Raw genomic sequence first — 26,256 nt, 5'->3', positions numbered from 1 at the left:
TTGTCACAAAAAGTGCCGTCATGCTGACTTTTGGAAATCCTGTGTTACTTTTTAATGGACTTTTGAATAAACATTTTTAGTCCATTGGACACATTTTCTAATAACGAGGATGACCTTATGCTATCTCCTGAAGCAAAAATCAAAGTACAGAACTTTGGTCGTTTCCTCTCCAACATGGTAATGCCAAACATTGGTGCATTTATCGCTTGGGGTTTGATTACGGCGCTATTTATTCCTACTGGTTGGATTCCAAACGAAACACTAGCCGCAATGGTTGGTCCTATGATCACCTACCTTCTACCGCTACTTATCGGTTATACCGGTGGTAAAATGGTAGCAGGTGATCGCGGTGCTGTCGTTGGTGCGATTACCACTATGGGTGTTATCGTCGGTACAGACATTCCGATGTTCATGGGCGCTATGATTGTTGGCCCTCTTGGTGGTCTAGCGATTAAGAAGTTTGACCAAGCAGTTGAAGGCAAAGTGAAGAGCGGCTTTGAGATGTTGGTGAACAACTTCTCAGCGGGTATCGTTGGTATGCTCTGTGCGATCCTTGCTTTCCTAGTGATTGGTCCTGCAGTAAAAGTGCTTTCAACAGCACTGGCTGCTGGCGTTGGCATGATGGTTAGCGCGGGTCTACTACCTCTTACTTCTATCTTTGTTGAACCTGCGAAAATCCTATTCCTAAATAACGCAATCAACCACGGTATCTTCTCGCCACTCGGTATCCAACAAGCTGAGGAAGTGGGTAAATCTATCTTCTTCTTGATTGAAGCAAACCCAGGTCCTGGTCTAGGTCTACTGCTTGCTTACATGTTCTTCGGTCGTGGCAACGCTAAGCAATCAGCACCGGGTGCGGCAATTATCCACTTCTTCGGTGGTATCCACGAAATCTACTTCCCATACGTTCTAATGAACCCACGTCTAATCATTGCGGTTATCGCTGGTGGTATGACTGGTGTGTTCACACTAACCATGTTTGATGCAGGTCTAGTATCTCCAGCATCACCAGGTTCAATCTTTGCTGTACTACTGATGACACCTAAGTCTTCATTCCTTGGTGTGATTCTATCAGTGATTGCTTCAGCAACGGTTACTTTCTTCGTAGCTTCGCTACTAATGAAAACATCTAAGCAAGATGATGAAGAAGAGTCACTAGAGAAAGCAGCAAGCCAAATGGCGGATATGAAGGCAGCTTCTAAAGGCCAAGGTGGTGAACTAGACCTAGCAAAAGTACGCAAAATCATCGTTGCTTGTGATGCAGGTATGGGCTCAAGTGCAATGGGTGCAAGCATGCTTCGTAAGAAAGTCGAAGCGGCTGGCCTTGGCATTGAGGTGACTAACCTAGCGATCAACAACCTACCAGATGGTGCAGATATTGTTATCACTCACAAAGACCTGACTGACCGTGCTCGCACTCACGCTGCAGATGCACACCACATCTCTCTGGGTAACTTCCTAGATGGTGCACTGTACGACGGTTTAGTTGCTGACTTAGTTAACGCACAGCAAGCAGGCGCTGAGCCAAAAAAGCCTGAAGCGCCAGCAGACACTAGCTCAAGCAATGAAGAAGGAACGCTTAAGCTATCAAATGAAAATATCTTCTTGGGAATGGAAGCAAAAACCAAAGAAGAGGTTATCAAGTTTGCTGGTGAGCAACTCGTAAAACTTGGTTACGTAGAACCGCAATATGTTGAAGGCATGTTGGCTCGTGAAGAGTTGGTTTCTACCTACCTAGGTGAGTCGATTGCAGTACCTCACGGCACTATTGAAGCAAAACAATTCGTTAAAAAGACGGGCATCGTGTTCTGTCAGTTCCCTGAAGGTGTTCAGTGGGGCGAGGACGAAGATGACGTAGCTAAGATGGTTATTGGTATCGCAGCGCAAGGTGATGAGCATATTCAGGTTATCACTGCGATTACGAATTCACTTGATGACGACGAAGCTGTCGAATGTTTGAAGTCTACCACCAATGCTGAAGATGTACTTCGCATCCTGAGTGGTAAGTAGCAGAAGTGGTGATTATCACTTTGGCTTTGAGTCATAGCTCCTAAGTGAAAGAGACCAACAGCCCCCCTTGTTGGTCTCATTTTTGATTTTTTCTTTTTCTTTTTTTAATGAGTTATTTAGGAAGACGTCTTATGAAAGCATTACATTTTGGCGCAGGTAATATCGGTCGTGGCTTTATCGGAAAACTACTTGCAGATGCAGGCATTCACGTAACATTTGCAGATGTAAACGAAACCGTGGTTAACGCTCTGATTGAACGTCAATCCTACCCTGTAAAAATCGTTGGCGAAGATGTAGTAGTAGAAGAAGTAACGAATGTTACAGCAGTAAACTCGACCAGCGGCGACATTATTGATCTTATTGCTAACGTAGAAATGGTTACGACAGCAGTTGGTCCGACAGTACTAAAGATCATCTCTAAATCGGTAGCACAAGGCATCGAAAAGCGTGCAGCAAATGGCAACACAGCGCCACTTAATATTATTGCTTGTGAAAACATGGTGCGTGGTACGAGCCAGCTAAAGGCAATGATCTTTGAGCACCTTTCTGAAGATGTTAAAGCGTTTGCCGAGGCAAACATTGGCTTTGTGGATTCTGCGGTAGACCGTATCGTACCACCGGCAGAAGAGGGCGAAACTGATCCCCTAGCAGTAACAGTTGAAACCTTTAGTGAATGGATCGTCGATCAAACTCAGTTTGTGGGTGATATTCCGGCAATTGCGGGTATGGAATGTACCGACAACCTAATGGCGTTCGTTGAGCGTAAACTGTTTACACTTAACACAGGTCACCTAATCACGGCATACCTTGGTGTACTAGCGGGTCACGAAACGATCAAAGATTCTATTGAAGACGAAGCGATTCGAGCTGATGTAACCGCTGCAATGCAAGAGAGCGGTGAAGTACTGATCCGTCGCTACGGCTTTGATGCAGATGCGCATGGCGCTTACATCCAGAAGATCCTGGGTCGTTTCGCTAACCCATATCTACGTGATGAAGTGGACCGCGTTGGTCGTCAACCAATCCGTAAATTGAGCCCACAAGATCGCCTGATTAAGCCTCTTAACGGTACGCTTGAGTATGGATTGCCGAATGGTCACCTATTAAAAGGTATCGCCGCAGCATTCCTTTACAAAAACGACGATGACCCACAAGCGGTTGAGCTTCAAGCTATGTTTGCAGAACAAGGATTTGAAAAAACACTGGCTCATTATTCAGAGCTGAATGTTGATTCAGAAATTGTTACACTAGCGCACGAAGCGTATTTAGCGCTCAAATGATTCAAGCTGTTGGTGCCACGCAAGTGGCACCCTTTGTTTTAAGAGATGTTATGCCACTGCACCCGCCCAATGAAACCGAACTATTAGAAGCTCTGTCCGAAGCAAAGGACGCGAGTGAATGTCTTATGGCCGCTTATGATGCCATCGACGACACTCTGGATACCCTTATCAATAGTATCTTTCATAAAGACGACTACGCAGTGAAGTACGTTGTTGATCCCCTTCTTACCAGTGATGGTCCTCTTGGCGACATTCTTGTTCGCGCTAAATTGCTCCTCGGCCTCGGTGTTATATCTAAAGAAGTGTTTGATGATATAGACATTTTTGTAACCCTAAGAGAGTGGACAAAGCATCAAGAGAACAACGTTAGTTTTACCGAAGTTGATGTGTTATTCGAACTGAATAAAATCAGTGCTATTCAAAAAATGATGCCGATCGAATACGATGCCAGCATGACCGCAGGTCTTGATGAAGTGATGTTGGAGATGTTTCTAGAGCGTCATTATCAGCGAGTGAAATCTACTATCATCCTTGCCATCACCGAAATGGTGAATACACTTTGCCGAGATAACCCTCTCGTCTAGTCTATTTCAGCCCTAATGCTTAACAAGTGTTGGGGCTTTTTATTGCCTTCTCGTCTTTTACCAATTTCCCTAGATCCACTTTTGTTTATCCACTTTAGCGTGCTTAGTTTCGAATTTGTTCTGTAAATTTACATAATTAACTTTCGAAACGAAACTTATCTGTTCGATTTTTCATCAGTTAAATCGTGTCTTACAAATAATACAGCCATTTTCTTGCGCTATAAGTTACGTTGTGAAATAATTTTTGCATCAGTTAAGTTTTGAAGCGAAAGTTAAAGTGAGAAAACGTAATACTCAGGTTCGACGCCATTCCATTGCCCAGCTTGTCCAAGAGCGTGGCGAAGTCAGTGTTGAAGAGTTGTCTGCTTTATTTGATACCTCAGAGGTTACGATTCGAAAAGATCTCACATCGCTTGAAAAAAATGGTCAGTTGCTTCGTCGCTATGGCGGAGCCGTCTCTCTTCCTCAAGAAGCGGTTGATGAAGTGCTAAATGATTCCGTGGCGACGTCTGAAACCAAAGAGAAGATCGCAGAAGCTGCGGTAGGGTTGATTAACGACCATTATCGCATCGTTATTGATTGCGGTAGCACAACCGGTGCATTGGTGTCCCGTCTGGGCAACAAGAAAGGCTTGGTAGTGATGACAAATTCACTCTCTCTTGCCAACGCGATAAACGACCTAGAAAACGAACCGACCTTGTTGATGACAGGCGGTACGTGGGATGCACATTCTGAGTCTTTTCAGGGTCAAGTGGCAGAATCGGTATTACGCTCTTATGACTTTGACCAGTTGTTTATTGGCGCTGATGGCGTGGATTTAGCACGCGGTACGACAACCTTTAACGAGCTTATCGGGCTAAGTAATGTCATGGCTGAAGTCGCCCGTGAAGTGGTTGTCATGATCGAATCCGAGAAAATTGGCCGAAGAATTCCTAATCTAGAATTAGCGTGGGATGCAATTGATGTGCTAGTGACTGATCAAGGCTTAACTCAAGAGCAAAAAGCTCTAATCGAATCTAATAGCGTAAAGGTTATTTGCGCTTAAACAATTTATCCCTCTTCTATTGACTTGCTTGCGTTCATAGAGGGAAACAGAAACTAAAAAGTGGAGAATTACTATGTGTGGAATCGTAGGTGCGGTAGCACAACGTGACGTAGCGGAAATTTTGGTAGAGGGTCTACGCCGTCTGGAGTACCGTGGATATGATTCAGCGGGTGTTGCCGTTGTTGATGCTGATTTAGAGCTTAAGCGCGTTCGTCGTCTAGGTAAGGTGCAAGAGCTAGCTGACGCAGTAGATGCACAAGATGTGACAGGCGGTACAGGTATCGCACACACACGCTGGGCAACTCACGGTGAACCATCTGAAGCGAACGCTCACCCACACGTATCTGGTGATATCGCGGTTGTACACAACGGCATCATCGAAAACCATGAAGAGCTACGTGCAACGCTTCAAGAGCGTGGTTATGTGTTCCAATCTCAAACAGATACAGAAGTTATCGCTCACCTAGTTGAGTGGGAGCGTCGCACATCAGAAACACTGGTTGAAGCGCTACAAAAAACAGCAGCTCAACTAGACGGTGCTTACGGTACAGTAGTAGTTGACCGCAAAGACCCAAGCCGCATCGTTGCTGCTCGCTCTGGTAGCCCAATCGTTATCGGTTTCGGTGTTGGTGAAAACTTCCTTGCTTCTGACCAACTTGCGCTTCTAAGCGTGACTCGCCGCTTTATGTACCTAGAAGAGGGTGACGTAGCAGAAATTACTCGTCGTGACGTTAAAGTTCTTGATGTTGATGGTAACCCTGTAGAGCGCGAAATCACAGAATCGAACGCAGAACATGATGCAGGTGACAAAGGCCAATACCGTCACTTTATGCAAAAAGAGATCTTCGAACAGCCTCGCGCGCTGATCAACACAATGGAAGGTCGTGTAACTGACAAAGCAGTAGTAACTGAAGCTATTGGTGTTAACGCGGTTGATATCCTTAAGAAGGTTGAGCACGTTCAAATCATCGCATGTGGTACCTCATACAACTCTGGTATGGCCGCTCGCTACTGGTTTGAATCTATCGCTGGCGTAAGCTGTGACGTGGAAATCGCGTCTGAGTTCCGCTACCGCGACTTCGTTGTTCGTCCAAACAGCCTACTAGTAACTCTTTCACAGTCTGGCGAAACAGCCGATACGCTAGCAGCACTTCGCCTTGCGAAAGAGAAAGGTTACATGTCTGCAATGACTATCTGTAACGTAGCGGGCTCTTCTTTGGTTCGTGAATCAGACTTCGCATTCATGACTCGCGCAGGGACAGAGATCGGTGTTGCTTCAACGAAAGCATTTACAACTCAGCTAGCAGCGATGCTGATGATGGTTGTGTCTATTGCTCGCCTTCAAGATCGCATGACAGAAGAGCGTGAAGCAGAAATCGTGAAATCACTGCACGAACTGCCTGCAAACATCGAGAAAGCACTAGCGTTCGACAAAGAAATTGAAGCACTAGCAACAGACTTCGCTGATAAGCACCACACACTATTCTTAGGTCGTGGCGAATACTACCCAATCGCGATGGAAGCCTCTCTAAAACTTAAAGAGATCTCTTACATCCACGCGGAAGCATACGCAGCAGGTGAGCTTAAGCACGGTCCTCTAGCACTCATCGATGCAGACATGCCAGTCGTTGTTGTAGCACCAACCAACGATCTGCTAGAGAAGCTTAAGTCTAACATCGAAGAAGTACGTGCACGTGGTGGTCTACTCTATGTATTCGCAGACGAGAAAGCGGGCTTTGAAGGCGACGAAAACATGAAGATCATCCAAATGCCTCATGTAGACGACATCATCGCTCCAATCTACTACACAGTGCCAATGCAGCTTCTGTCTTACCACGTAGCATTGATCAAAGGTACAGACGTTGACCAACCACGTAACTTAGCGAAAGCGGTAACGGTTGAGTAAATCTCGTCAATCGCACTAATGAAGGGCAGCATAGGGCAACCTATGCTGCCTTTTAGTTTGTAAGAAATATCCCTCCGATAAATATCTCCTAAAAAAACACGCCACTCACTTCTATAAAAAGCGATCTTCTCTCGTTCGTTTCTAGTTATTAAATGTGATTTGAATCACATTTTAATTCAGTCTATTCCTTATCCAAAAAAGAGCAATTTGCTTATGAAATGAAAATGTTTCATATGCAAACGTCTTTGATTGAGTTGTTAAAGTTTTAAAAATTGCATCTAAATGTAGTTATATCGCAAATAATCCTTAATAAATCTGTAATAGGGCCTGTTTACTCTCATCAAAGTCGAAACAAGGAAGGCGTAGAGATGAACATCAAAGATGTAGCGGAGCTGGCAGGTGTGTCACCAGCGACGGTTTCGAGGTTCTTAAATCAGCCTGACTCAGTTGCTAAGTACACCGCTCAAAAAATCGAGCGAGTAATAACAGTGACCGGATACAGCGCGGTTAAGCGTGAGACAAAAGTTGAGATGAGCAAGAACCCAACCATAGGTGTAGTGATCTCGAGTCTTCTCAATCCGGTGTTCTCTGAAGTAGTCGCGGGTATTCAAAGACGAGCGCAACATTTTGGCTATTCGACAATTGTCATTGATACCCAATACGACTCAGAGCAGGAGCTTAGAGCAGTAGCGGACTTAATTCGCTTGCGGGTTGAAGGCGTGATTATGACGGTCGCAGATGCTGCCAATAATCAAGCGCTCGGCGTGCTCAGGGATTTCAGTTTTCCTTACTGCTTGCTCCATAACGAATCTCAAGATGCCCCTTGTGTGTACGTCGACAACTATCAAGCAGGTATCGATGTGGCGAATCGATTGGTTAGCCTAGGACATAAAGATGTGGGCATGATAACGGGGCTGTTTACTTCTTCTGATAGGGCAGAAAAGCGTTATAAAGGCTTCAAACATGGTTTGGCACAGCACGGCGTTCAGATCAAAACGTTACTTGAGGTGCCATTGAGCAAGCTGGACTCGCTCGGTGAATCCGAAATCGAGGCAATGAAAGCAAAAGGTGCTCCGACGGTTTGGTTTTGTAGCAATGATCTACTCGCTCTAAAAGCAATCAACGCGTTTCAATCAATGGGGCTTCGCGTTCCTCAAGATGTTTCGATTATAGGATTTGATGGCATGAGCCTAGGCAAACTCGTAACGCCTAGCCTTGCCACGGTAGCGGTTCCCCATCTCAAGATGGGACAAGTCGCTGTCGACATTTTATTCAATGCCAAGGCTGGCTCAAAGCTGAAAACTTGCCTTGCCATGGATTACGAACTTCAAATGAATGGCTCACTTGGTGAAGCCCCGATAGTAAGCATTAACGAACAGGCACTTATTGGAGAATAAAAATGGCTGTTAAAAAACGTTCAACACTTATCAAGGCCGCAGGAATGTTGGTCGGCCTTGCTGGCGCTTCTTTCCAAGCGCAAGCTTCAGACGCTATCTGTTATAACTGTCCACCGGAGTGGGCAAACTGGGGTGGTCAGCTTCAGCTTATCAACAAGGAGTTGGGTATTCGTGTTCCGATGGACAACAAAAACTCTGGTCAGTCTTTATCTCAACTTGTTGCTGAGAAGAACAACCCAGTAGCAGATGTGGTTTACTACGGTGTTTCGTTTGGCATCAACGCAACGGATCAAGATGTGGTTGAGCCATACAAACCAGCGAACTGGGACCAAATCCCAGAAGGTATGAAAGATCCAGATGGCAATTGGTTCGCTATCCACTCTGGAACGATTGGCTTTTTTGTGAATGTTGATGCACTTGACGGTGCTGAGGTACCACAAAGCTGGGACGATCTGCTAAAACCTGAGTATCGCGGCATGGTAGGTTACCTAGACCCGACAAGCGCATTTGTTGGCTACGCGAGTGCTGTGGCTGTCAATCAAGCAATGGGCGGTGATGTTGAAGACTTCACTCCAGCAATTGAGTACTTCAAGAAGCTGCAAAACAATCGACCAATTGTTCCGAGACAAACATCATACGCACGCGTTATCTCTGGCGAGATCCCAATCTTGCTTGACTATGATTTTAACGCTTACCGCGCCAAATACGATGATTACTCTAACGTTGAATTTGTTATTCCTCAAGAGGGTACCATTGCCGTTCCTTATGTAATGAGTAAAGTGAAGAACTCTCCAAACTCTGCAAATGGCGAGAAGATCTTAGACTTTGTGTTGTCTGAAAAAGGTCAGCAGGTTTGGGCCAATGCTTACCTTCGTCCGGTAATCGATGGGGTGATGGATGAAGAGGCACAAAGCAAATTCCTTCCGGAGTCAGAGTATCAACGAGCTGGCTCGGTCGATTTTGCTGCCATGTCTGCAAGCCAAGCAGCATTCGCTGACCGCTACCTGCGTGAAGTTAACTAACTCAAATCAGTTTTATTAGGGGGTGGGAATCCCCCCACCCTTACTCTTATGAAAATAAACAATCTTTCGTTTTTACTGGCGCTTCCTGCTTTGATAATTAGTAGCGCTTTCTTTTTGCTGCCTGTGGTTCAGCTCATTCAGGTATCACTGCTGGATGGCGGGGCAGTAAGCTACCTACACATTTTAACTCGACCTTTATATTTAAAGAGCTTGGTTTCAACCGTTACGCTTTCGGCTTTAGTGACGCTGGTGAGTCTTGCCATTGCGACGATAAGCGGCCTGTTCCTAACTCGCTATGAGTTTCGAGGCAAGGAGCTGTTAGTGGCGATGTTGAGTTTTCCTTTGGCGTTTCCGGGTGTCGTTATTGGTTTCTTTGTCATCATGCTGGCAGGTCGCCAAGGTCTTTTTGCGCAGGTAGGCTTATGGCTGACTGGAGAGCGCTGGATGTTTGCATACTCCATTGCTGGTCTCTTCTTGGGTTACCTTTATTTCTCAATCCCACGCGTTGTGCTGACCGTGATGGGGGCAGCAGAGAAGCTCGATCATAACTTGCTAGAGGCCGGTCGCTCATTGGGCGCTAATCGCTGGCAAATCTTTAAAGATGTCACGCTTCCTGCGTTGAAACCGGGTCTTATCTCATCAGGTTCCATCTGTTTTGCGACATCGATGGGCGCATTCGGTACCGCATTTACGCTAGCCACTAATATCAACGTGCTACCAATGACGATTTATACCGAGTTCACCCTAAACGCAAACTTTGCCATGGCTGCAGCCTTGAGCTTAATACTCGGCTTTGTGACTTGGGTATGTTTGGCGCTCGCTAAGCGTCAAGGCGATTCAACGGTTGCAATGGGAGGCTAACCATGAAAAAAGACAAATACTTCTATCTGCAACTCACGTTCACCTTGTTAGTGTGTGCGTTTTTGATTGTGCCAGTGATCATGTCGGTCATGGCCGGTCTAACTAACAACTACTTTGTTGGTATGAAAAGCGGCTTTACCTTGAGGTGGGTGGAGCAAGTTTGGTCTCTCTATTCCGATACCATTTGGCTAACACTGCAAATTGCCGTAGCGACGACCGTAATCAACGTCTTGGTCGGGGTTCCTTGTGCGTATGTCCTGGCAAAAAGTAAAAGCCGCTGGGCTTCGCTTTTTGATGAAATCCTGACGCTACCTATTGCGATTCCGGGTATGGCGATTTCTCTTGGTTTAATCCTCGCCTATGGCGGATTTAGTGATTTCCGAGCGAGTTGGATGTTTATCTTAGTTGGTCACGTCATCTTCACTTTGCCATTTATGGTTAAATCGGTGTTGGCAGTGCTGCAAAGTATCAACTTCAGTGTGCTTGAAGAAGGAGCTGCAAGCCTAGGCGCTAGCTTCTGGCAGCGATTCTTTGATGTGATTGTCCCAAACTGCAAAGCAGGCATTGTTGCTGGCATGCTGATGACACTTACCCTGTCTATCGGTGAGTTCAACCTTACCTGGATGTTGCATACGCCCCTGACGAAAACATTACCCGTTGGTCTGGCTGACTCTTACGCGTCAATGCGCCTAGAAATCAGTTCGGCTTACACCCTTATTTTCCTATGTCTTATTATGCCTCTGTTGGTGCTGGCGCAACTGATCAACAGAAAACCAGTTACTAATAGTTAAGAATTTTCATGATGTTAGAACAAAAAAACGGCGTCGAAATCACGCTAAACAATATTACTAAAACGTTTGAAGACGGAACCTTGGCACTTAAACCAACGGATCTAACCATTAAAGCAGGCGAAATCTTAGTACTCTTGGGCCCTTCTGGCTGCGGTAAGACCACCACACTTCGCTTGATTGCCGGTCTAGAGTTCGCTGATGAAAATGGCGGTAAGATTGCTTTTGGTAACCACGATGTGACCTCACTACCAATCGAGCAGCGAAAGGTCGGCATGGTGTTTCAGTCCTACGCTTTGTTCCCGAATATGAATGTCAGTGAGAACATCACTTATGGCCTAAAAGTGCGCGGTGTAGATTCAGTCGTTCGCGAGAGAAAGCTTAAAGAAATGCTAGCGATGTTCGATTTAGAGAAGTACGCAACTCGCGGTGTCCATCAGCTATCTGGTGGTCAACGACAGCGTGTTGCGCTTGCTCGCGCGATCATTACTGAGCCTGATGTACTGTTGTTAGATGAACCACTATCGGCATTGGATGCGCTGCTTAAACAGCGTCTTCGTGGTGATATCCGAACCTTGCTGAAAAATCTCGGCATTACAGCGGTATATGTTACTCATGATCAAGAAGAGGCAATGGCGATGGGCGACCGTATTGCCGTACTTGACCACGGTGAGATTGCTCAGATTGGGTCAGCAAAAGAGATCTATCTGCAACCCAACAGCAGCTTTGTGGCCGACTTTATTGGACAGATGAACCGCTTTGAAGGCCATGTTGAAAACAGCCGACTTCGTCTGGATACGGGTAAAGCACTGTTATTGCCAACCGACATTATTAATGGCAGTTCAACATTAAATGTGATGCTAAGACCTGAAGATATTCAGTTAACGGAGATTACGGATGATGAAGATTCACTGCAAGGAACGGTTGCTAGCACAGTGTTCCTAGGCGACCGTACTCGTGTCATGTTGTCTGGTGTGACTAATAATGGGCAGGTGATGGTAGATTGCTTTGAACGTGTTGAGTATCAAGCAGGACAGGTCGTCACCCTGTCATTTGACCCTTCTCGTTTGATTCCACTAAAGAAGTAACGCCATGCTCATTGCACAGTTAACAGACCTACATATTAAAAAGGGTGGCCAACGCGCTTATCGTCGTGTGGATACCTTAGACTGCCTTCGCAAAGCAGTGTCTCATATTAATAACTTAGTACCACAGCCAGACTATCTGGTTATTACCGGAGATCTTGGAGATTTCGGTACGCCTGATGAGTATGCGGTTATCAAACAAGAGCTAATGGACGTCGAAGTTCCGATGTTAATTGTTCCAGGAAATCATGATCATCGCGCTAACTTAAGAGAAGGGTTGAGCGAGTTGGTTCAATTCGACCACCCACAGTTTTGCAATTTTGCTACTGAGTATAATGAACAGTTATTAGTTGGATTGGATAGTTCAGTGATCGGCAAGCCTTATGGTCAACTATCATTGGAAACTTTATCCTGGCTGGAGGACACTCTAGGTCAACATCCCGACAAGACGGCTCTGCTTTTTCTTCATCATCCGCCGATGCATGTTGGACTGACTCATATGGATGTTCAAAACCTCCGGAATTCAGAAGCGCTCTATGAGGTACTGAGTAAATTCAACAATGTGGTTGGAATCGTTGCCGGGCATTTACACCGACCGATCACTGCAGTTTGGAAAGGAATACCTGTATGGGTCGGACCTTCGCATAGTCATTCAGTGACTCTAGACTTAGAGCCCGATGCACCTTCATCGTTTTCTCTCGAGCCGAATGCGATTCAGCTTTTTAAGTTTGATGGTGATTCGGTGGTTTCTCACATTAGTTATATCACTGACAGTGAAGGACCTTATCCCTTTTTTGACGAACAAGGTAAGCTAATAGATTGATGTGTAAAGGTTAAAAGTAACTAAACCGTAAAATGCCACCTAGTAAAAGTGGCATTTTACGTCGCGTTTCTGCACTTCTGAGTGGCTAATTTAGCCTACTGCCACATCACTAGAATTGCCGCAATAGACAGTAAAATCAGTGCGGTAATGTCCTTGCGAGCGATGCTTTGTCCCAGCCAAAAATAAGAAATCAAGATCATAAAAATGACTTCAACTTGTCCTAGGGTCTTTACGTAAGGAACAGCCTGTAATGACATTGCACTGAACCAACCGAGAGACCCAATAACGCTAGCGAGGCTTGTCATTATTACTAGCTTGGGCTTCTTGAACATCTGCGCCAAGGTGTGACGCTCTCGCAGTAATAAGAAGCTGGTAATGATGATTGTCTGGAGCGAAATGACCAAAAACAGAACCCATGCAGCACTGTGGGGAAATGGAAGCCCGATGCTTAAGCTTGCCTCTCGAACCCAAAGCGACGTCAGTGCAAATGCGGTACTGCAAGACATACCCAAAAAGAAAATTTTTGGTGACAGGCTTCGCCAGCCCGATGAGCTACTCATAAGCAGAACACCCAGAGTGCCAATCAAAACGCCAATCCAACCGGTTACCGATAATACCGTTCCAAAAAAGAGGACGCCAAGCACCGCCGACACAGGTGCTTCGCACTTAGCCAATCCTGCCCCGATAGCATAGTTCTCTAACTTAAAAAGCAGCACCATCAATCCGGTGGCGAGTATTTGCATTAGTGCGGCGGCAATAATGTAAAACACGAACTCTCCCGAGAAAGTGGGAATAGCGACGGGCTGCCATTGATAAAGCGCAAAAAGATAAAGCAACGCGATAGGTCCTGCCCACAGAAAACGAGCAAGAGTGACGCCGGCGACACTCATAGTGCCGCTGAGTTTGCTTTGAAAGGCGTTACGCCAAGACTGGCTAAATGCAGCAAGGAGAGTAAAGGCTATCCAACTGAAAGACATTGTGGTTCCGGTGAATGTATAAGCAGATGATTATGTTAGCAAATGCCAACGAGTTAAAGAACCAGTGAAAGACGGAGTATCAAAAAGGATATGATCCAGAGCTAGCGGAACATCAGTAATAGTGCTCTACACGTTTATGTGAAAAGCACTATTGTCTTTAAGTCTCGGAACATTCAAATTAGCACATGATATCCGTCATTTTTTGTAGATCTTGCCGTCATTGATTTCAGCGCGCTTTGCGTTGGCTCTCGTTCTCACCTCGTAAAGCATGAAGGTGTTTCTATCGCGAGTCCATGGTTGCCCTGAATTCGCATCGTAATCGGAAGGCATTTCATAGCCAGCGGGAGCAAACGCTTCAAGCCCAGCCTCTCTTGCTGTATTGACCGCTCTTAAGTTGTGTTCGTAAAAGGCTAGGACAATGGTTTTACCCATTTTCTCAAAGCCGCCAGCCTGTTTGACCGCGTCCAATGCAACCCCTGTGGTATTTAAGTAAATGAGCTCACCACCTTCGTTCACGGTGGGGTAGATCGGAAACAGCTTATCCTCTGCAATTCTATCGCCAATCTGCTGGGCGATTTCCCACTGTGCATAAACTGGCTTTCCTGTTTTCTTGTGAAGCTCTACAGCAAGATCGGCCAATTGACCGTTCATAGGTCCTGGAATCTGGTTGCCATTCTTGGCGTGTCGATTACCAAAGGCAAAGGCTAGAATACTATCCGCTTCTTTTATATCAAGGGTTTCTGCTCGCCAAGTGAGCACATCCTCAATCAAAAACTCAGATAGCAGTTTCGCAGCTTGTGGATCTTTGAGCTGCTCAACCAATCTAGCTTCCATCGCCATTTGCAATTGTTCATCGGTAAGTTGTGGTTCTGCTGCATTCGCGATAACAGATGCTGCCATTAGGCCTGCGAACAAGGTCGTTTTTATCATCTTCATAGAACTGCCTCCGATTTTTTGTGTTAGATAATCATGGTTCGGCTTAAGTGTAGATTCGCGAATACAAGGGAACAAAAAACATCAGTTAAAAATCAAGATTAGTTAGCAAAACACCCTTCTATATCCTTAACTTTAAAAGAGGTTTGTGACTTAAGGTTGAGAGAATGACTGAAAAAAAGCGAAGCAGTGGAAGCGAGAATAAAACCGAGTTGTCGAGAAATGTTTCAAAGCGTCCCAATGAAGCTAAGCTCAAGAAGAAGCAGCGGGAAAAGCGGAGACTTTTTAATACGTTAAGATATCAGGTGGGTATTCCGCCGACACTTGCCCTTATATTACCTTCTCTTGCCAAAGCCAGCGATGATACGAGTAATGACTTAGGTATTGCTGAAAGTGATGCTCATTCGCAAAAAACAGTTAACTCTCAAGAGAATACACAAGAGGTCGAATCAGCTCCTAGTTCCAACGTTTCTAACGAACATCATGAGTTAGTTGCGGAAAGCGAAAAAAAAGAAATCGAGCAAAAGCATGTATTGCCGAGTGCGCGTCTTGCCCTTCATCATTATCCGATGCATGCCTACACATCACACCATATCGTCGATCGCCCTGATGTAATTACACCGTTCGTTGTTTCCACCGACACAATAGAGCAGCCTGAGAAAGAACATAAACCTAATTCATCCAACGAGAAACTGGAACAAACTGATACCGAACATCCCCCTGTTTTGTCCACTGAAAAAAACGAACATCGAGATAAAGGCTCTAAATCGCGTCATCACAATTCAGAACCGCAATTGTCGGAACAGTCTCATGACGTCAAAGAAGATGATGTAGTCTTCCATGGACAGATGGTTGCAACCGATGCCGATGGAGACACGCTGACCTACGCAATATCAACCCCAATCGATGGCTTGTCGTTCAATTCTGATGGCAGCTATAGCTTTGACCCGAGTCATGCCTCTTATCAGCATTTAGCGCAAGGGCAGATGGACGTGATCCAAACCACAGTGACGGTCACTGACAGTGCTGGCGGTACGCACAGTGAAGTACTGCAGTTTCAAATCACGGGTACCAATGACGTCGCCAAAATAACAGGGCAATTCAGTGGCACCCTAACAGAAGACCATAATGTTGATAGTTCTGGTTTAATGCATGTCCATGGAAAGGTGGATGTGGTCGATGTCGATCAGGGAGAGTCTCATACACTGTCTGAGGTCCTTCAGGGTAAATTCGGTGTTCTAGATATAGATTCAGACGGGCATTGGCACTATCAAGTAGACAATTCTCTGCCTGCAATTCAACAGCTTTCTTCCGGCAATAGCATCACAGAGCAAATCGCAATCCACACGGTAGATGGAACCAGTCAACTTATAGAAATTGTTATTGGAGGCACGTCAGATTCCGCGATCATTTCCGGTATAGATTCAGGTTCGGTAAAAGAAGACCTGAATGTCGTAAACGGGAGTGTTAAAACGTCTGGAGATTTATCTATATCAGATAGTGATCAAGGTCAGAATCACTTCCTATCTCAAGCTTTGATAGGAAAATTTGGCACCTTGACTATCGATGCGAATGGTCATTGGCAATATGAAGCCAATAATCAACAAACGGCACTGCAAGAATTGGCTAAAGGGTCTCATCTAAATGAATCCTTTACTGTCTCTTCGGTAGACGGTACTCATCACAATGTAGACATTCAGATAGATGGCACAAACGATTTGCCAATGATGGCAGGGCAATCGCAGTCGGTGAAAGAAGACGGAGCCGTGTTCCATGGTCAAATGGTAGCAACCGATGTTGACCATGATTTACTGACTTATTCAATCTCCAATCCAGTCGATGGCCTGACATTCAACCCAGACGGTAGCTATACGTTTGACCCAAGCCACGCTTCCTATCAGCATTTGGCAAAAGGTGACACCCAAGTTGTGACCACCAAGGTCACTGTGACGGATTCGGCTGGGGGCTCGCATCGAGAGGAGCTTAAGTTCACCATCACAGGCACCAACGATTTACCAGTAATGGCTGGCCAATCACAATCCGTGAAAGAAGATGGCGCAGTGTTCCACGGTCAAATGGTAGCAACCGACGTTGACCACGACTTGCTCACTTACACCACCTCACATCCGATTGATGGTCTGACATTCAACCCAGACGGTAGCTATACGTTCGATCCAAGTCATGCGTCATATCAGCATTTGGCAAAAGGTGACACTCAAGTTGTTACTACTACAGTTACTGTAACCGATACCGCTGGCGGTTCGCATCGAGAAGAGCTCAAATTCACCATCACAGGCACCAATGATTTACCGGTGATGGCAGGGCAATCGCAGTCGGTGAAAGAAGATGGTGCAGTGTTCCATGGCCAGATGGTAGCAACCGATGTTGACCAAGATTTACTGACGTACTCAGTCTCACATCCAATTGACGGCCTGACGTTCAACCCTGATGGCAGCTATTCGTTCGATCCAAGCCACGCGTCGTATCAGCATTTGGCAAAAGGTGACACTCAAGTCGTGACCTCCATGGTGACTGTGACGGACACCGCTGGCGGTGCGCACCGAGAAGAACTCAAATTCACCATCACAGGCACCAATGATTTGCCGGTGATGGCAGGCCAATCGCAGTCGGTGAAAGAAGATGGCGCAGTCTTCCAAGGCCAGATGGTAGCAACCGATGTTGACCATGACTTACTGACGTACTCAACCTCACATCCAATAGATGGCCTGACGTTCAACCCAGATGGCAGCTATACGTTCGATCCAAGTCATGCGTCGTACCAGTATTTGGCAAAAGGTGACACCCAAGTTGTGAACACCATGGTGACGGTGACCGACAGCGCTGGTGGTTCGCATCGAGAAGAGCTCAAGTTTACCATTTCAGGCACTAATGATTTGCCAGTGATGGCAGGCCAATCGCAGTCGGTGAAAGAAGATGGCGCAGTCTTCCAAGGCCAGATGGTAGCAACCGATGTTGACCATGACTTACTGACGTACTCAACCTCACATCCAATAGATGGCCTGACGTTCAACCCAGATGGCAGCTATACGTTCGATCCAAGTCATGCGTCTTACCAGCATTTGGCAAAAGGTGACACCCAAGTTGTGACCACCATGGTGACGGTGACCGACACCGCTGGTGGTTCGCACCGAGAAGAACTCAAGTTCACCATCACAGGCACCAATGATTTGCCGGTGATGGCAGGCCAATCGCAATCAGTGAAAGAAGATGGCGCAGTCTTCCATGGCCAGATGGTAGCAACCGATGTTGATCATGACTTACTGACGTACTCGATCTCAAATCCGATTGATGGCCTGACGTTCAATCCAGATGGAAGCTATACGTTCTATCCAAGACATGCCTCTTATCAACATATCGGCTCTGGCGATAGTGAGGTGGTTAAGACTGTTGTTACAGTAACGGATTCTGCTGGAGGGCAAAGCCAGCAAGAGTTGTCATTTACAGTGCATGGAACCAATGATGCTCCGAATGTTTCCTCTAGTGTGACCCTACCAACAGGCGATGAGGATAAGCCGTATCTTATCCAAGCATCGAGTCTTCTTTCAAACGTTACGGATGTAGATACCAATGACTTAGGCAAATTGATGGTCGCTAATCTCGAAGCGCTTAAGCCTGACAGCACCCCAGCGGGAACTATTACAGATAATCACGACGGTACGTTTACCTATACCCCAGAGGCTAACTACAACGGTTCCGTTCACTTTTATTATCAAGTTAAAGACGCTCATGGTGGCGTGATGCTCGATCATGCGAGCACGTCTTTAAATGCGGTAGCGGATAATGCACAGATTAGCTACGCCGCGACCGATCAGCATCACTCTGGTGTAACTGAAGATAGAGGTTACATAGACACGCACGACAAGCTGCATTTTGAGGGCAAGCTGGATATTGTCGACCCAGATAAAGGTGAAGCAGAATTCGATATTAACTACGGACCGCAGACGTATACCGGTATTGGCTATGACACCAAGTTAGGTGGACATATCTTACTGATGCGTGATGGGCGTTATGTTTACACTATTCGAGATCACCAGCCTCAGGTACAGTCTCTAAATGAAGGCGAGGTGCTCACTGATCAGTGCGTAGTTCGAGCAAAAGACGGTACCACGTTCACCATTGAAGTGAACATACATGGTACCAATGATGCACCAACGCTAAGTGCTCAAACCCAGTCTGTAGTTGAAGACGGTAGCCGTCTAACTGGACAGATGCAGGGGCAGGATATCGACCATGGTGCGACGCTCAAATATTCCATCGCTCATGCTGTGGATGGACTGACATTCAATACCGATGGCAGTTATTCCTTTGATCCTTCTCATGCGAGCTATCAACAGCTCAAAGACGGTGAGCATAAAGTCATTACCATTCCTGTCACTGTAACCGATGAACATGGCGCAAGTTCGACGCAAAACTTGACCATAAATCTTCAAGGCAAAGGAGACGCAGCGGTTATTGGCGGTGTGGATACGGGGGATGTTTATGAGAATCAAGCGGGACAAGACAAATCTCCTGATTATGCTCAGCCTGGGATCGGAGTCATTGGCCAAGATGCATTAACGGTAAAAGGCAAGCTCACTATTTCTGATCCCGATACGGGTGAAAGTGTCTTTGATCCAAATGGAGGCACTTTTTCCTATAGCGGCAAATATGGGCATCTGATGCTACTCTCGGATGGGCGTTGGAGCTATGGTGTTGCTGCGGGCACTCACGATTGGTACCGAGGAAACGTGAAAACGAACGTGGGTTCAGCGATAGACCAACTCGGCCAAGGAGAAACGCTCACCGATACCATCACTGTACATTCAAAAGACGGCACCACGCACGATATAGTGATCACTATACACGGGGATAACGATGCTCCTTATGTTTCTTCTGAAGTGGCTCTTCATTCAGGTAAAGAAGACGTTAGCCAAACCTTCACTAAAGCTGAACTACTTACCAATGCTGTCGATGTAGACAACAACGACTCAGGGTTAATGACTGTCGCCAACCTGCTTGCCGATCATGGTTCTATCCGCGATAACCATGACGGTACATATACCTACACACCTGAACTGAACTATCACGGCAAAGTGCACTTTAGTTATGACATCAATGATGCGCACGGCGGGTCAACGCCAACAGGCGCGTCATTCGATCTTGCATCAGCCAATGATGCTAGTGTGCTGGCAGCGGGGCAGGAGTCAGGAACGGTTACGGAAGATCACCTTCGATCTGGCACCACAGGGCAGCTCTGGTCGGGCTGGACAAACTTGGATGTAACCGATGTTGACGGTGCTTCAGAGGCTGAGATCGCGTTTATCGAAGTCAATGGCGTCCAACATGCGGTACCGGCAGATTTTGCAATGAGTCTGACGGGAAATCATGGCTACTTTTCCACAACTCATAGTACCGACGGGCACAATAAATGGAGCTACACTGCCGATAACACGAGTTCAGAAATACAAGGACTGAAGACTGGACAGCAGCTTCAGGACACCATGGTTCTCATCACAAAAGATGGTACTCGAATTCCGGTAACAGCAACCATTCAAGGTCAAGACGATCATGTCATTATTGATACTCCAGATGCGTTAACAGCGGCTATAGGAACAGCGGTCGAAGATATCAAAACGACGGTTGTTGGTATGCTGCAAGCACACGATCTCGATAAGGGCGATGACGTCTCCTTTGAACTAGCAGGTTCTGCGTCATCTCAAGCAGGCAGTTACGGAACCTTTTATGTCGATCGTTCTGGACATTGGCACTATGATTTGGATGCTTCAAAAGTCGACTCACTAAGAAGTGGAGATGGCAAGGCAGAGGCGTTCAACATCGTTGCTATTTCTAGTGATGGTTCCCGCGCAACTCAGAAAGTGGAAATACTTGTTCAGGGCACGGATGATGCCGCAATCATTACTGGTCAAAGCACTGGCTCGGTGACAGAAGATGTTCATGTACAAGGTGATGCAAGACACACAGTCTTTACGGGGGGTGTTCTAAATGTAAAAGATCCGGACATCGGTCAACGTGGCTTCCATCATACCTTGAATGCTCATGCGATTAGCGATCCTTATGGTGGCAGCCTCTCAATAGACAAAGCAGGGGGGTGGATTTACAGCGTTCCGAATGGAAACTTACAGCATTTAGCGCAAGGTGAAACGGAGCACGTTCAATATCAGGTACAAACACTTGGCGGAGACACTCATGTAATTACCGTAGATATCGTGGGTACCAACGATAAACCGACTCTAACAGCACAAACACAAACGGTGAATGAAGATGGTTCGCTGCTTAATGGTCAGATGCAGGGAAGCGATACCGACCACGGCGCAACATTAACTTACTCAATAGCTCAATCAGTGGATGGGTTAATTTTCAATGCTGACGGCAGCTATACGTTTGACCCGACCAATGCGAGCTACGACCACCTAGCGAAAGGTCAAACACAGACTCTCACCATTCCAGTTACCGTCACGGATGAGCATGGGGCGGGCACGACGCAAAACCTTGAGATTGTGATAACAGGTTCGAATGATGCGGCTAAAGTATCAGGTGTGGACACGGGTGACGTGCGTGAAAACCAAGCTGGGCAGGATATGTCTCCTGATTATGCACAGCCCGGCATGTCGAAAATTAGTCATGATGCGCTGTATGCTAGCGGTCAACTGTCCATTGTCGACCCAGATACAGATGAAGCGAAATTTGATACCAAAGGTGGCATCTATTCCTATCACGGTCAATATGGTCACCTCTTACTTCGAGAAGATGGCCATTGGGACTACAAGGTAGCTGCTGGCCAGACTGATTGGCTAAGACAGGGTGCGAGCACCACTGTGGGGACAACCATAGATAAGTTAGGTGCAGGCGAAACTCTGACTGATACCATTACCATTCAAACCAAAGATGGTACCTCCCATGATATCGTCATAACTATTCATGGTGACAACGATGCACCATATGTCTCTGGCGAGGTGTTGCTCCATACGGGTAAAGAAGATCTCCCACAGATCATCACGTCAGCAGAACTACTTGCCAACAGTATCGATGTAGATCATAACGACCAAGGTCAACTTACCATTGCTAATCTAGTTGCCGATCATGGCTCTATTCTAGATAACCAAGATGGTACCTATACCTTCACACCAGACAGAGACTACAACGGACAGGTTCATTTTAACTACGATGTGGTGGATGCGCACGGAGGAACCACACACACTGGAGCGACTACTACTCTTGCCGCAGTGGACGACAAAACCACGATATCCAGTGTTGACCATGGCGTAGCGACGGAAGATGTCGCTACTCATATGTCGACCAATGTAAACATCATGGATGCCGTAGACTGGCAAGCGCTGCAAATCACTGACGTGGACAGCCCGAATACACAAGTGAAGGTTGAGTTTGCCGGACAACAATACACGTGGGACTTGGGCAGCGACCTAGACGTAACCACTCCGTATGGTAAGTTTCAATTTCATACTTTGGTGAGTGGGCCACATGCGGGTGAACATTCATGGAGTTATATCGGAGACAACTCTAATGTTCACGTTCAAGAGTTAAAACACGGTGAATCTCTTACGGAATCTATCAAGCTAATCGCTACTGACGGCACTGAATTTCCTATTACAGTTCAAGTCAGTGGAACCGAGGACGGGGTCGTTATTGATTCTAAATCCGAGCTTGGTCATGTTGTAGAGAATGCTCAAACAGGCGCCTCTGTTGCAGGAACTGTGACGGCTCATGATACTGACCTTCATGACTCTGTAAGCTGGACAGCAACACCTGCAGGTGGTGTTAGTGGTCAGTATGGTTCGTTCCATCTAAGTGCCGATGGCCAATGGCACTATGATGTCGACCAGAGCAAAGCGACAAAACTAGGCGATGGAGATGAATACTGGGAGCACTTTACTATCGAGGCAGTGTCTACAGATGGCAGTAAGGTTTCGCAAAGTGTATCGGTCGTTGTTCGTGGCAATAACGATGCACCAGTGGTGAGTGGTGAGGTGACTTTACCGTCTAGTAAGGAAGACTCGTCAATACACATTACGCAGGCACAACTTATCGCCAACGCCACAGATGTCGATTCAAACGACAGAGGTTGGTTGCACGTTCAAAACATAACAGCTGACCACGGTAGCATTACCTCTAATTCGGATGGTAGCTTTACTTTCGCACCAGACCCTAATTATAACGGGCTAGTCCATTTTACTTACGATATCGCTGATAAGCATGGCGGAATTACACACACAGGGGCAAATGCGACTTTGGTGGCCGTTAATGACAACGCAACATTTACCGGCGATTCAGCAAATCTTGTCGAAGACACCAACCTTCAACATAACTCCAGAATTGCCGGTTCAACTACTATTCAAGATGCACTATTGTGTCGTGGAAGCCTTGTGATCTCTGATGTCGACGGGCAAGGCGAAGCGGCACTAGACCTTAAAGGTCAGCAACAAATATCGCAAGACGGTACCTATGGTCACTTCTTGATTAAACCGGATGGAACATGGGTCTATACTGCCGACAACAGCGATTCAAACATTCAAGATTTAGATAACGGCCAGACTTTAACCGACAGTATCGAGATTACCTCGATAGACGGCACTAAACATTCGATTTCGGTGACGATCAGTGGCTCAACGGATAAACCAACGATACACAGTTTTACGGACTCAGGCGTTCAAAACACGGGGCCCATTGAGGGCAACCTCATTTCTGGTGTAGGCACCTCACAGGGTACGGCGGCAGCAGCGACAGACTCAGACTCTAATGCTCACCTTGTTCTTCAGGACATTCAGATAAAAGATCCTGTGTCAGGAAATTACGTGGCTGTCACTCCAGGTCACCCTCATGCTATAGCGGGAATTGGCACACTGGCTATTGAAGCCAACGGTCACTACATCTTTACTCCTGAAGCGGGCTTCACGGGGAAAGTACCCAGCATGGTGTATCGAGTTGGAGACGATGGCGGTACCCCAGTTAATGATTCCTCGCAAAATACGCTATCCATAGAGGTTAAGCCGCCAGTTCAACATGCACCAACGGTGACACCACAAACGGTCACAAGCGATGAAGACCAAAGTCATATTTTTACCGTTGCAGAATTTGGTTACCAAGATGCTGATCATGATGCGCTAAACCACATCACGATTACTCAGTTACCTTCCCACGGTCTGTTAACGCTGAATGGTGTGGTTGTCACTGCCAATCAACAAGTTTCTAAAGCGGACCTAGACGCGGGTCATTTAGCCTTTACGCCAATACACAATCAGAGCGGCGCTAATTATGCGCATTTTGAGTTCCGGGCCAATGACGGGCATCAGGATTCGACAAGCGTATCCATGAGCATCGATGTGAATGCGATCAATGATGCGCCTGTTCTTCACATAACACCGGTGACACCGATAACCGGGCAGTTGACCAATACAGATCCAGACATTGGGGATGTCCATCACTATTCTGTCGCTTCTTCGATTGGTCGTTTTGGTCAATTAACGTTAGATCCGGATACAGGTGACTATAAATACGTTCCAAGCGGCCAACTATTAGGGATGCAGTATCACTCAAGCGGTAACCAGTACACGGCTAAGGATACATTTGAAGTTACTGTTACTGATGGGGCTGGCGCAACTTCAACGCGTTATATGACCTTTGATTTAAATGGCAACATGACTGCGCCTACAATCCAAGGTCAGCGCCCAGGAATCAGTGTACATGTCACTGGTCTACCAACGGTCACCACGACTATGCCTAGTCATGGAAGCAGCGTCTCTCAACCTGCGAATCGTGTTTCTATAGATCTGGTTGCCGCAAGCGACTCTGGACAGTCACATACCGATAATGTGACTAACCAAACGACACCAACTATTGCCGGACATACGGATATCCCGTTTTCTGAAGTGAAGCTATATGATGGCGCTCATGCAGTGGGTAGTGGATATTCGGATGCACAGGGTAACTACCAAATATCCACAACTGCTCTGACAAACGGTGTTCACAATCTTTCAGCAAGAGCGCTGGCGCCCAATGATTTAGTGCCAGCCGTATCGACTCTGCTTCCTGTAAGGATAGATACTCAACCTCCGAGACCCGCGTTGACTGTCGAAACTATCGCAACGGATGATGTTATAAATGCGCACGAGTCTCAAGGAACTGTTACGATTACAGGGTCGGTCTCAGGTGATGCTCAGCAAGGCGATGTCGTCACCTTGAGAGTAGCTGGTCATTCCTATTCTGGTACCGTTGATGGTTCTCACCATTATCATGTTGACGTTCCTGGCTCCGAGTTAGCTCAGACAACAACTGTTCACGCGAGTATTACGAGCTCTGATCTTGCTGGCAACGTGGGAACGGCATCGGTCGATCATCATATTGATGTTGATACAACGGTAGCAAGCCCTTCTATCAGTTTCGAGAGTCCCGGCCCGGACAAGTTATACAGCAAAGCTGAAATAGCAAGAGGGGCGGCAGGGACCGTGACGGCAACCGTCCACGCGGCGGCCGATGCTAAGGTTGGCGAGCATTTGAACATCAATGGTGTGGACCATGTTTTGGATGCGAATGCCATTCAACATGGAATTCAATTAGAGGTTGCACCAAATACCGTTGTTAAAGCGGTGATGACCGATGAGCATGGAAATGTGAACTCTGCTCTTAATGTATCGGCGGGAGCAAAACCTGAACCTATCGTCGTGACGGCCCCAAGTGGCAGCCACCATATCAGTGCGAACCTCGGTGTTCCAACCCTGATGCCGTCACAAACGCCAGTACCAACCTCACAGCAAGGATGGAAAATATTGGTTGGCGGGCATTATCAAACGTCTTATACAAGCCAGTGGGGGACACTCAGTATTGATCCCCAAACAGGGCATTTGAGTTATCAAGAGCATGCTAATGTTCACACTGGCCCTCATGGTTCTGCACAGAATGTTGGGGTTCATGAAGACCATTTTCAGATTGCTCTACAAGGCTCCCATCATGATGATGTTGTATTGCACGTGCAAGTCAGCATTTTAAGTCACGGGCCAGGGCATAGTGGGAAGTTGACGTTGGGCAGTGAAGTTTTAGATATGACGGTCACACCTGTGCTTCCTCATACATCACCACCGCCTCCACCGCCACCACCGAAAGATGCTTATGATGAACCAGAGCCAGATCTCCTTAACGAGAACCCTCATGAGCTAACAATCATGGCGGAGCTTGGAATTGGTCATCACAAAGATGGCGATGATACTCCAATTGAGAAACATACAGCCGCAAGCACCTATATGGAGCAACTGGGGATCGGAAAACAGGATGCTCACACAGATAGTTCCAGCACAGACTTGCCTGATGATATCGATATTGTGTTCAACGATGCGGACCAACACGATACGAAGTTTGATCATCACGAAGATGCGAGTCATCATGGCGAGCATAGTGGTCTTGAGCATTTGCAGGATACAGGCAGCGAACACCATGATGTGGATGATCCAACGTTACCTGATGATCCGACCCGCTAATCTTTAGTAGCCAATAAAAAAGCCCTTGTCATGCAAGG

14 protein-coding genes are annotated in these 26,256 nt (G+C 46.6%); 12 read left to right on the top strand and 2 right to left on the bottom strand.

The window, feature by feature from the left end:
• Positions 1 to 117 precede the first annotated feature (117 nt).
• The 11 genes from LY387_RS18910 to LY387_RS18860 all read left to right on the top strand — a co-directional run bounded on the left by LY387_RS18910 (position 118) and on the right by LY387_RS18860 (position 12,801).
• Positions 118 to 2,010 carry a PTS mannitol transporter subunit IICBA gene (locus tag LY387_RS18910; RefSeq protein WP_234497386.1) on the top strand — a complete coding sequence of 631 codons (1,893 nt, stop codon included), beginning with the start codon at positions 118 to 120 and terminating at the stop codon, positions 2,008 to 2,010.
• 131 nt (positions 2,011 to 2,141) lie between these two features.
• A complete protein-coding gene (locus LY387_RS18905) occupies positions 2,142 to 3,290 on the top strand; it encodes a mannitol-1-phosphate 5-dehydrogenase (RefSeq protein WP_234497385.1) in 1,149 nt (382 codons plus the stop codon).
• A gap of 50 nt (positions 3,291 to 3,340) precedes the next feature.
• Complete coding sequence (locus LY387_RS18900) at positions 3,341 to 3,874, top strand: MltR family transcriptional regulator (protein WP_156111110.1); 534 nt, start codon at positions 3,341 to 3,343, stop codon at positions 3,872 to 3,874.
• Between the two features lie 277 nt (positions 3,875 to 4,151).
• Complete coding sequence (locus LY387_RS18895; RefSeq protein ID WP_234497384.1) at positions 4,152 to 4,919, top strand: DeoR/GlpR family DNA-binding transcription regulator; 768 nt, start codon at positions 4,152 to 4,154, stop codon at positions 4,917 to 4,919.
• 73 nt (positions 4,920 to 4,992) lie between these two features.
• Positions 4,993 to 6,825 carry a glutamine--fructose-6-phosphate transaminase (isomerizing) gene (gene glmS, locus LY387_RS18890; protein WP_042477995.1) on the top strand — a complete coding sequence of 611 codons (1,833 nt, stop codon included), beginning with the start codon at positions 4,993 to 4,995 and terminating at the stop codon, positions 6,823 to 6,825.
• Positions 6,826 to 7,193: 368 nt separating this feature from the next.
• Positions 7,194 to 8,222, top strand: coding sequence for a substrate-binding domain-containing protein (locus LY387_RS18885; protein WP_234497383.1), 1,029 nt, complete (start codon positions 7,194 to 7,196; stop codon positions 8,220 to 8,222).
• A 2-nt stretch (positions 8,223 to 8,224) separates the two neighbouring features.
• On the top strand, positions 8,225 to 9,244 hold the full coding sequence (locus LY387_RS18880) for an ABC transporter substrate-binding protein (RefSeq protein ID WP_234497381.1): 1,020 nt from the start codon (positions 8,225 to 8,227) through the stop codon (positions 9,242 to 9,244).
• Positions 9,245 to 9,292: 48 nt separating this feature from the next.
• Positions 9,293 to 10,105: an ABC transporter permease gene (locus LY387_RS18875; RefSeq protein WP_234497379.1), complete on the top strand. Its 813-nt coding sequence runs from the start codon at positions 9,293 to 9,295 to the stop codon at positions 10,103 to 10,105.
• Positions 10,106 to 10,107: 2 nt separating this feature from the next.
• On the top strand, positions 10,108 to 10,896 hold the full coding sequence (locus tag LY387_RS18870; protein WP_234497378.1) for an ABC transporter permease: 789 nt from the start codon (positions 10,108 to 10,110) through the stop codon (positions 10,894 to 10,896).
• Between the two features lie 11 nt (positions 10,897 to 10,907).
• Positions 10,908 to 11,981 carry an ABC transporter ATP-binding protein gene (locus tag LY387_RS18865; protein ID WP_326492010.1) on the top strand — a complete coding sequence of 358 codons (1,074 nt, stop codon included), beginning with the start codon at positions 10,908 to 10,910 and terminating at the stop codon, positions 11,979 to 11,981.
• A 4-nt stretch (positions 11,982 to 11,985) separates the two neighbouring features.
• The gene (locus LY387_RS18860) at positions 11,986 to 12,801 is read left to right on the top strand and encodes a phosphodiesterase (protein WP_234497375.1); all 816 of its coding nucleotides are present in this window, start codon (positions 11,986 to 11,988) and stop codon (positions 12,799 to 12,801) included.
• A gap of 95 nt (positions 12,802 to 12,896) precedes the next feature.
• On the opposite strand, the gene LY387_RS18855 is transcribed toward LY387_RS18860, so the two are convergent.
• Together LY387_RS18855 and LY387_RS18850 are read right to left on the bottom strand one after the other, a co-directional pair.
• The gene (locus LY387_RS18855) at positions 12,897 to 13,778 is read right to left on the bottom strand and encodes a DMT family transporter (RefSeq protein ID WP_234497374.1); all 882 of its coding nucleotides are present in this window, start codon (positions 13,776 to 13,778) and stop codon (positions 12,897 to 12,899) included.
• Positions 13,779 to 13,973: 195 nt separating this feature from the next.
• Complete coding sequence (locus LY387_RS18850; RefSeq protein WP_234497373.1) at positions 13,974 to 14,714, bottom strand: hypothetical protein; 741 nt, start codon at positions 14,712 to 14,714, stop codon at positions 13,974 to 13,976.
• Between the two features lie 164 nt (positions 14,715 to 14,878).
• On the opposite strand from LY387_RS18850, the gene LY387_RS18845 reads away from it, so the two are divergent.
• Entirely contained in the window at positions 14,879 to 26,218 is an 11,340-nt protein-coding gene (locus LY387_RS18845; protein WP_234497372.1) for a VCBS domain-containing protein, read from the top strand.
• The last annotated feature ends 38 nt before the right edge of the window (positions 26,219 to 26,256 follow it).

Origin of the sequence: Vibrio maritimus (assembly GCF_021441885.1) — a bacterium.
Lineage (GTDB): Bacteria > Pseudomonadota > Gammaproteobacteria > Enterobacterales > Vibrionaceae > Vibrio > Vibrio maritimus_B.
The sequence above is the reverse complement of the archived record's forward strand: the minus strand, read 5'-3'. Positions and strand labels throughout refer to the sequence as shown.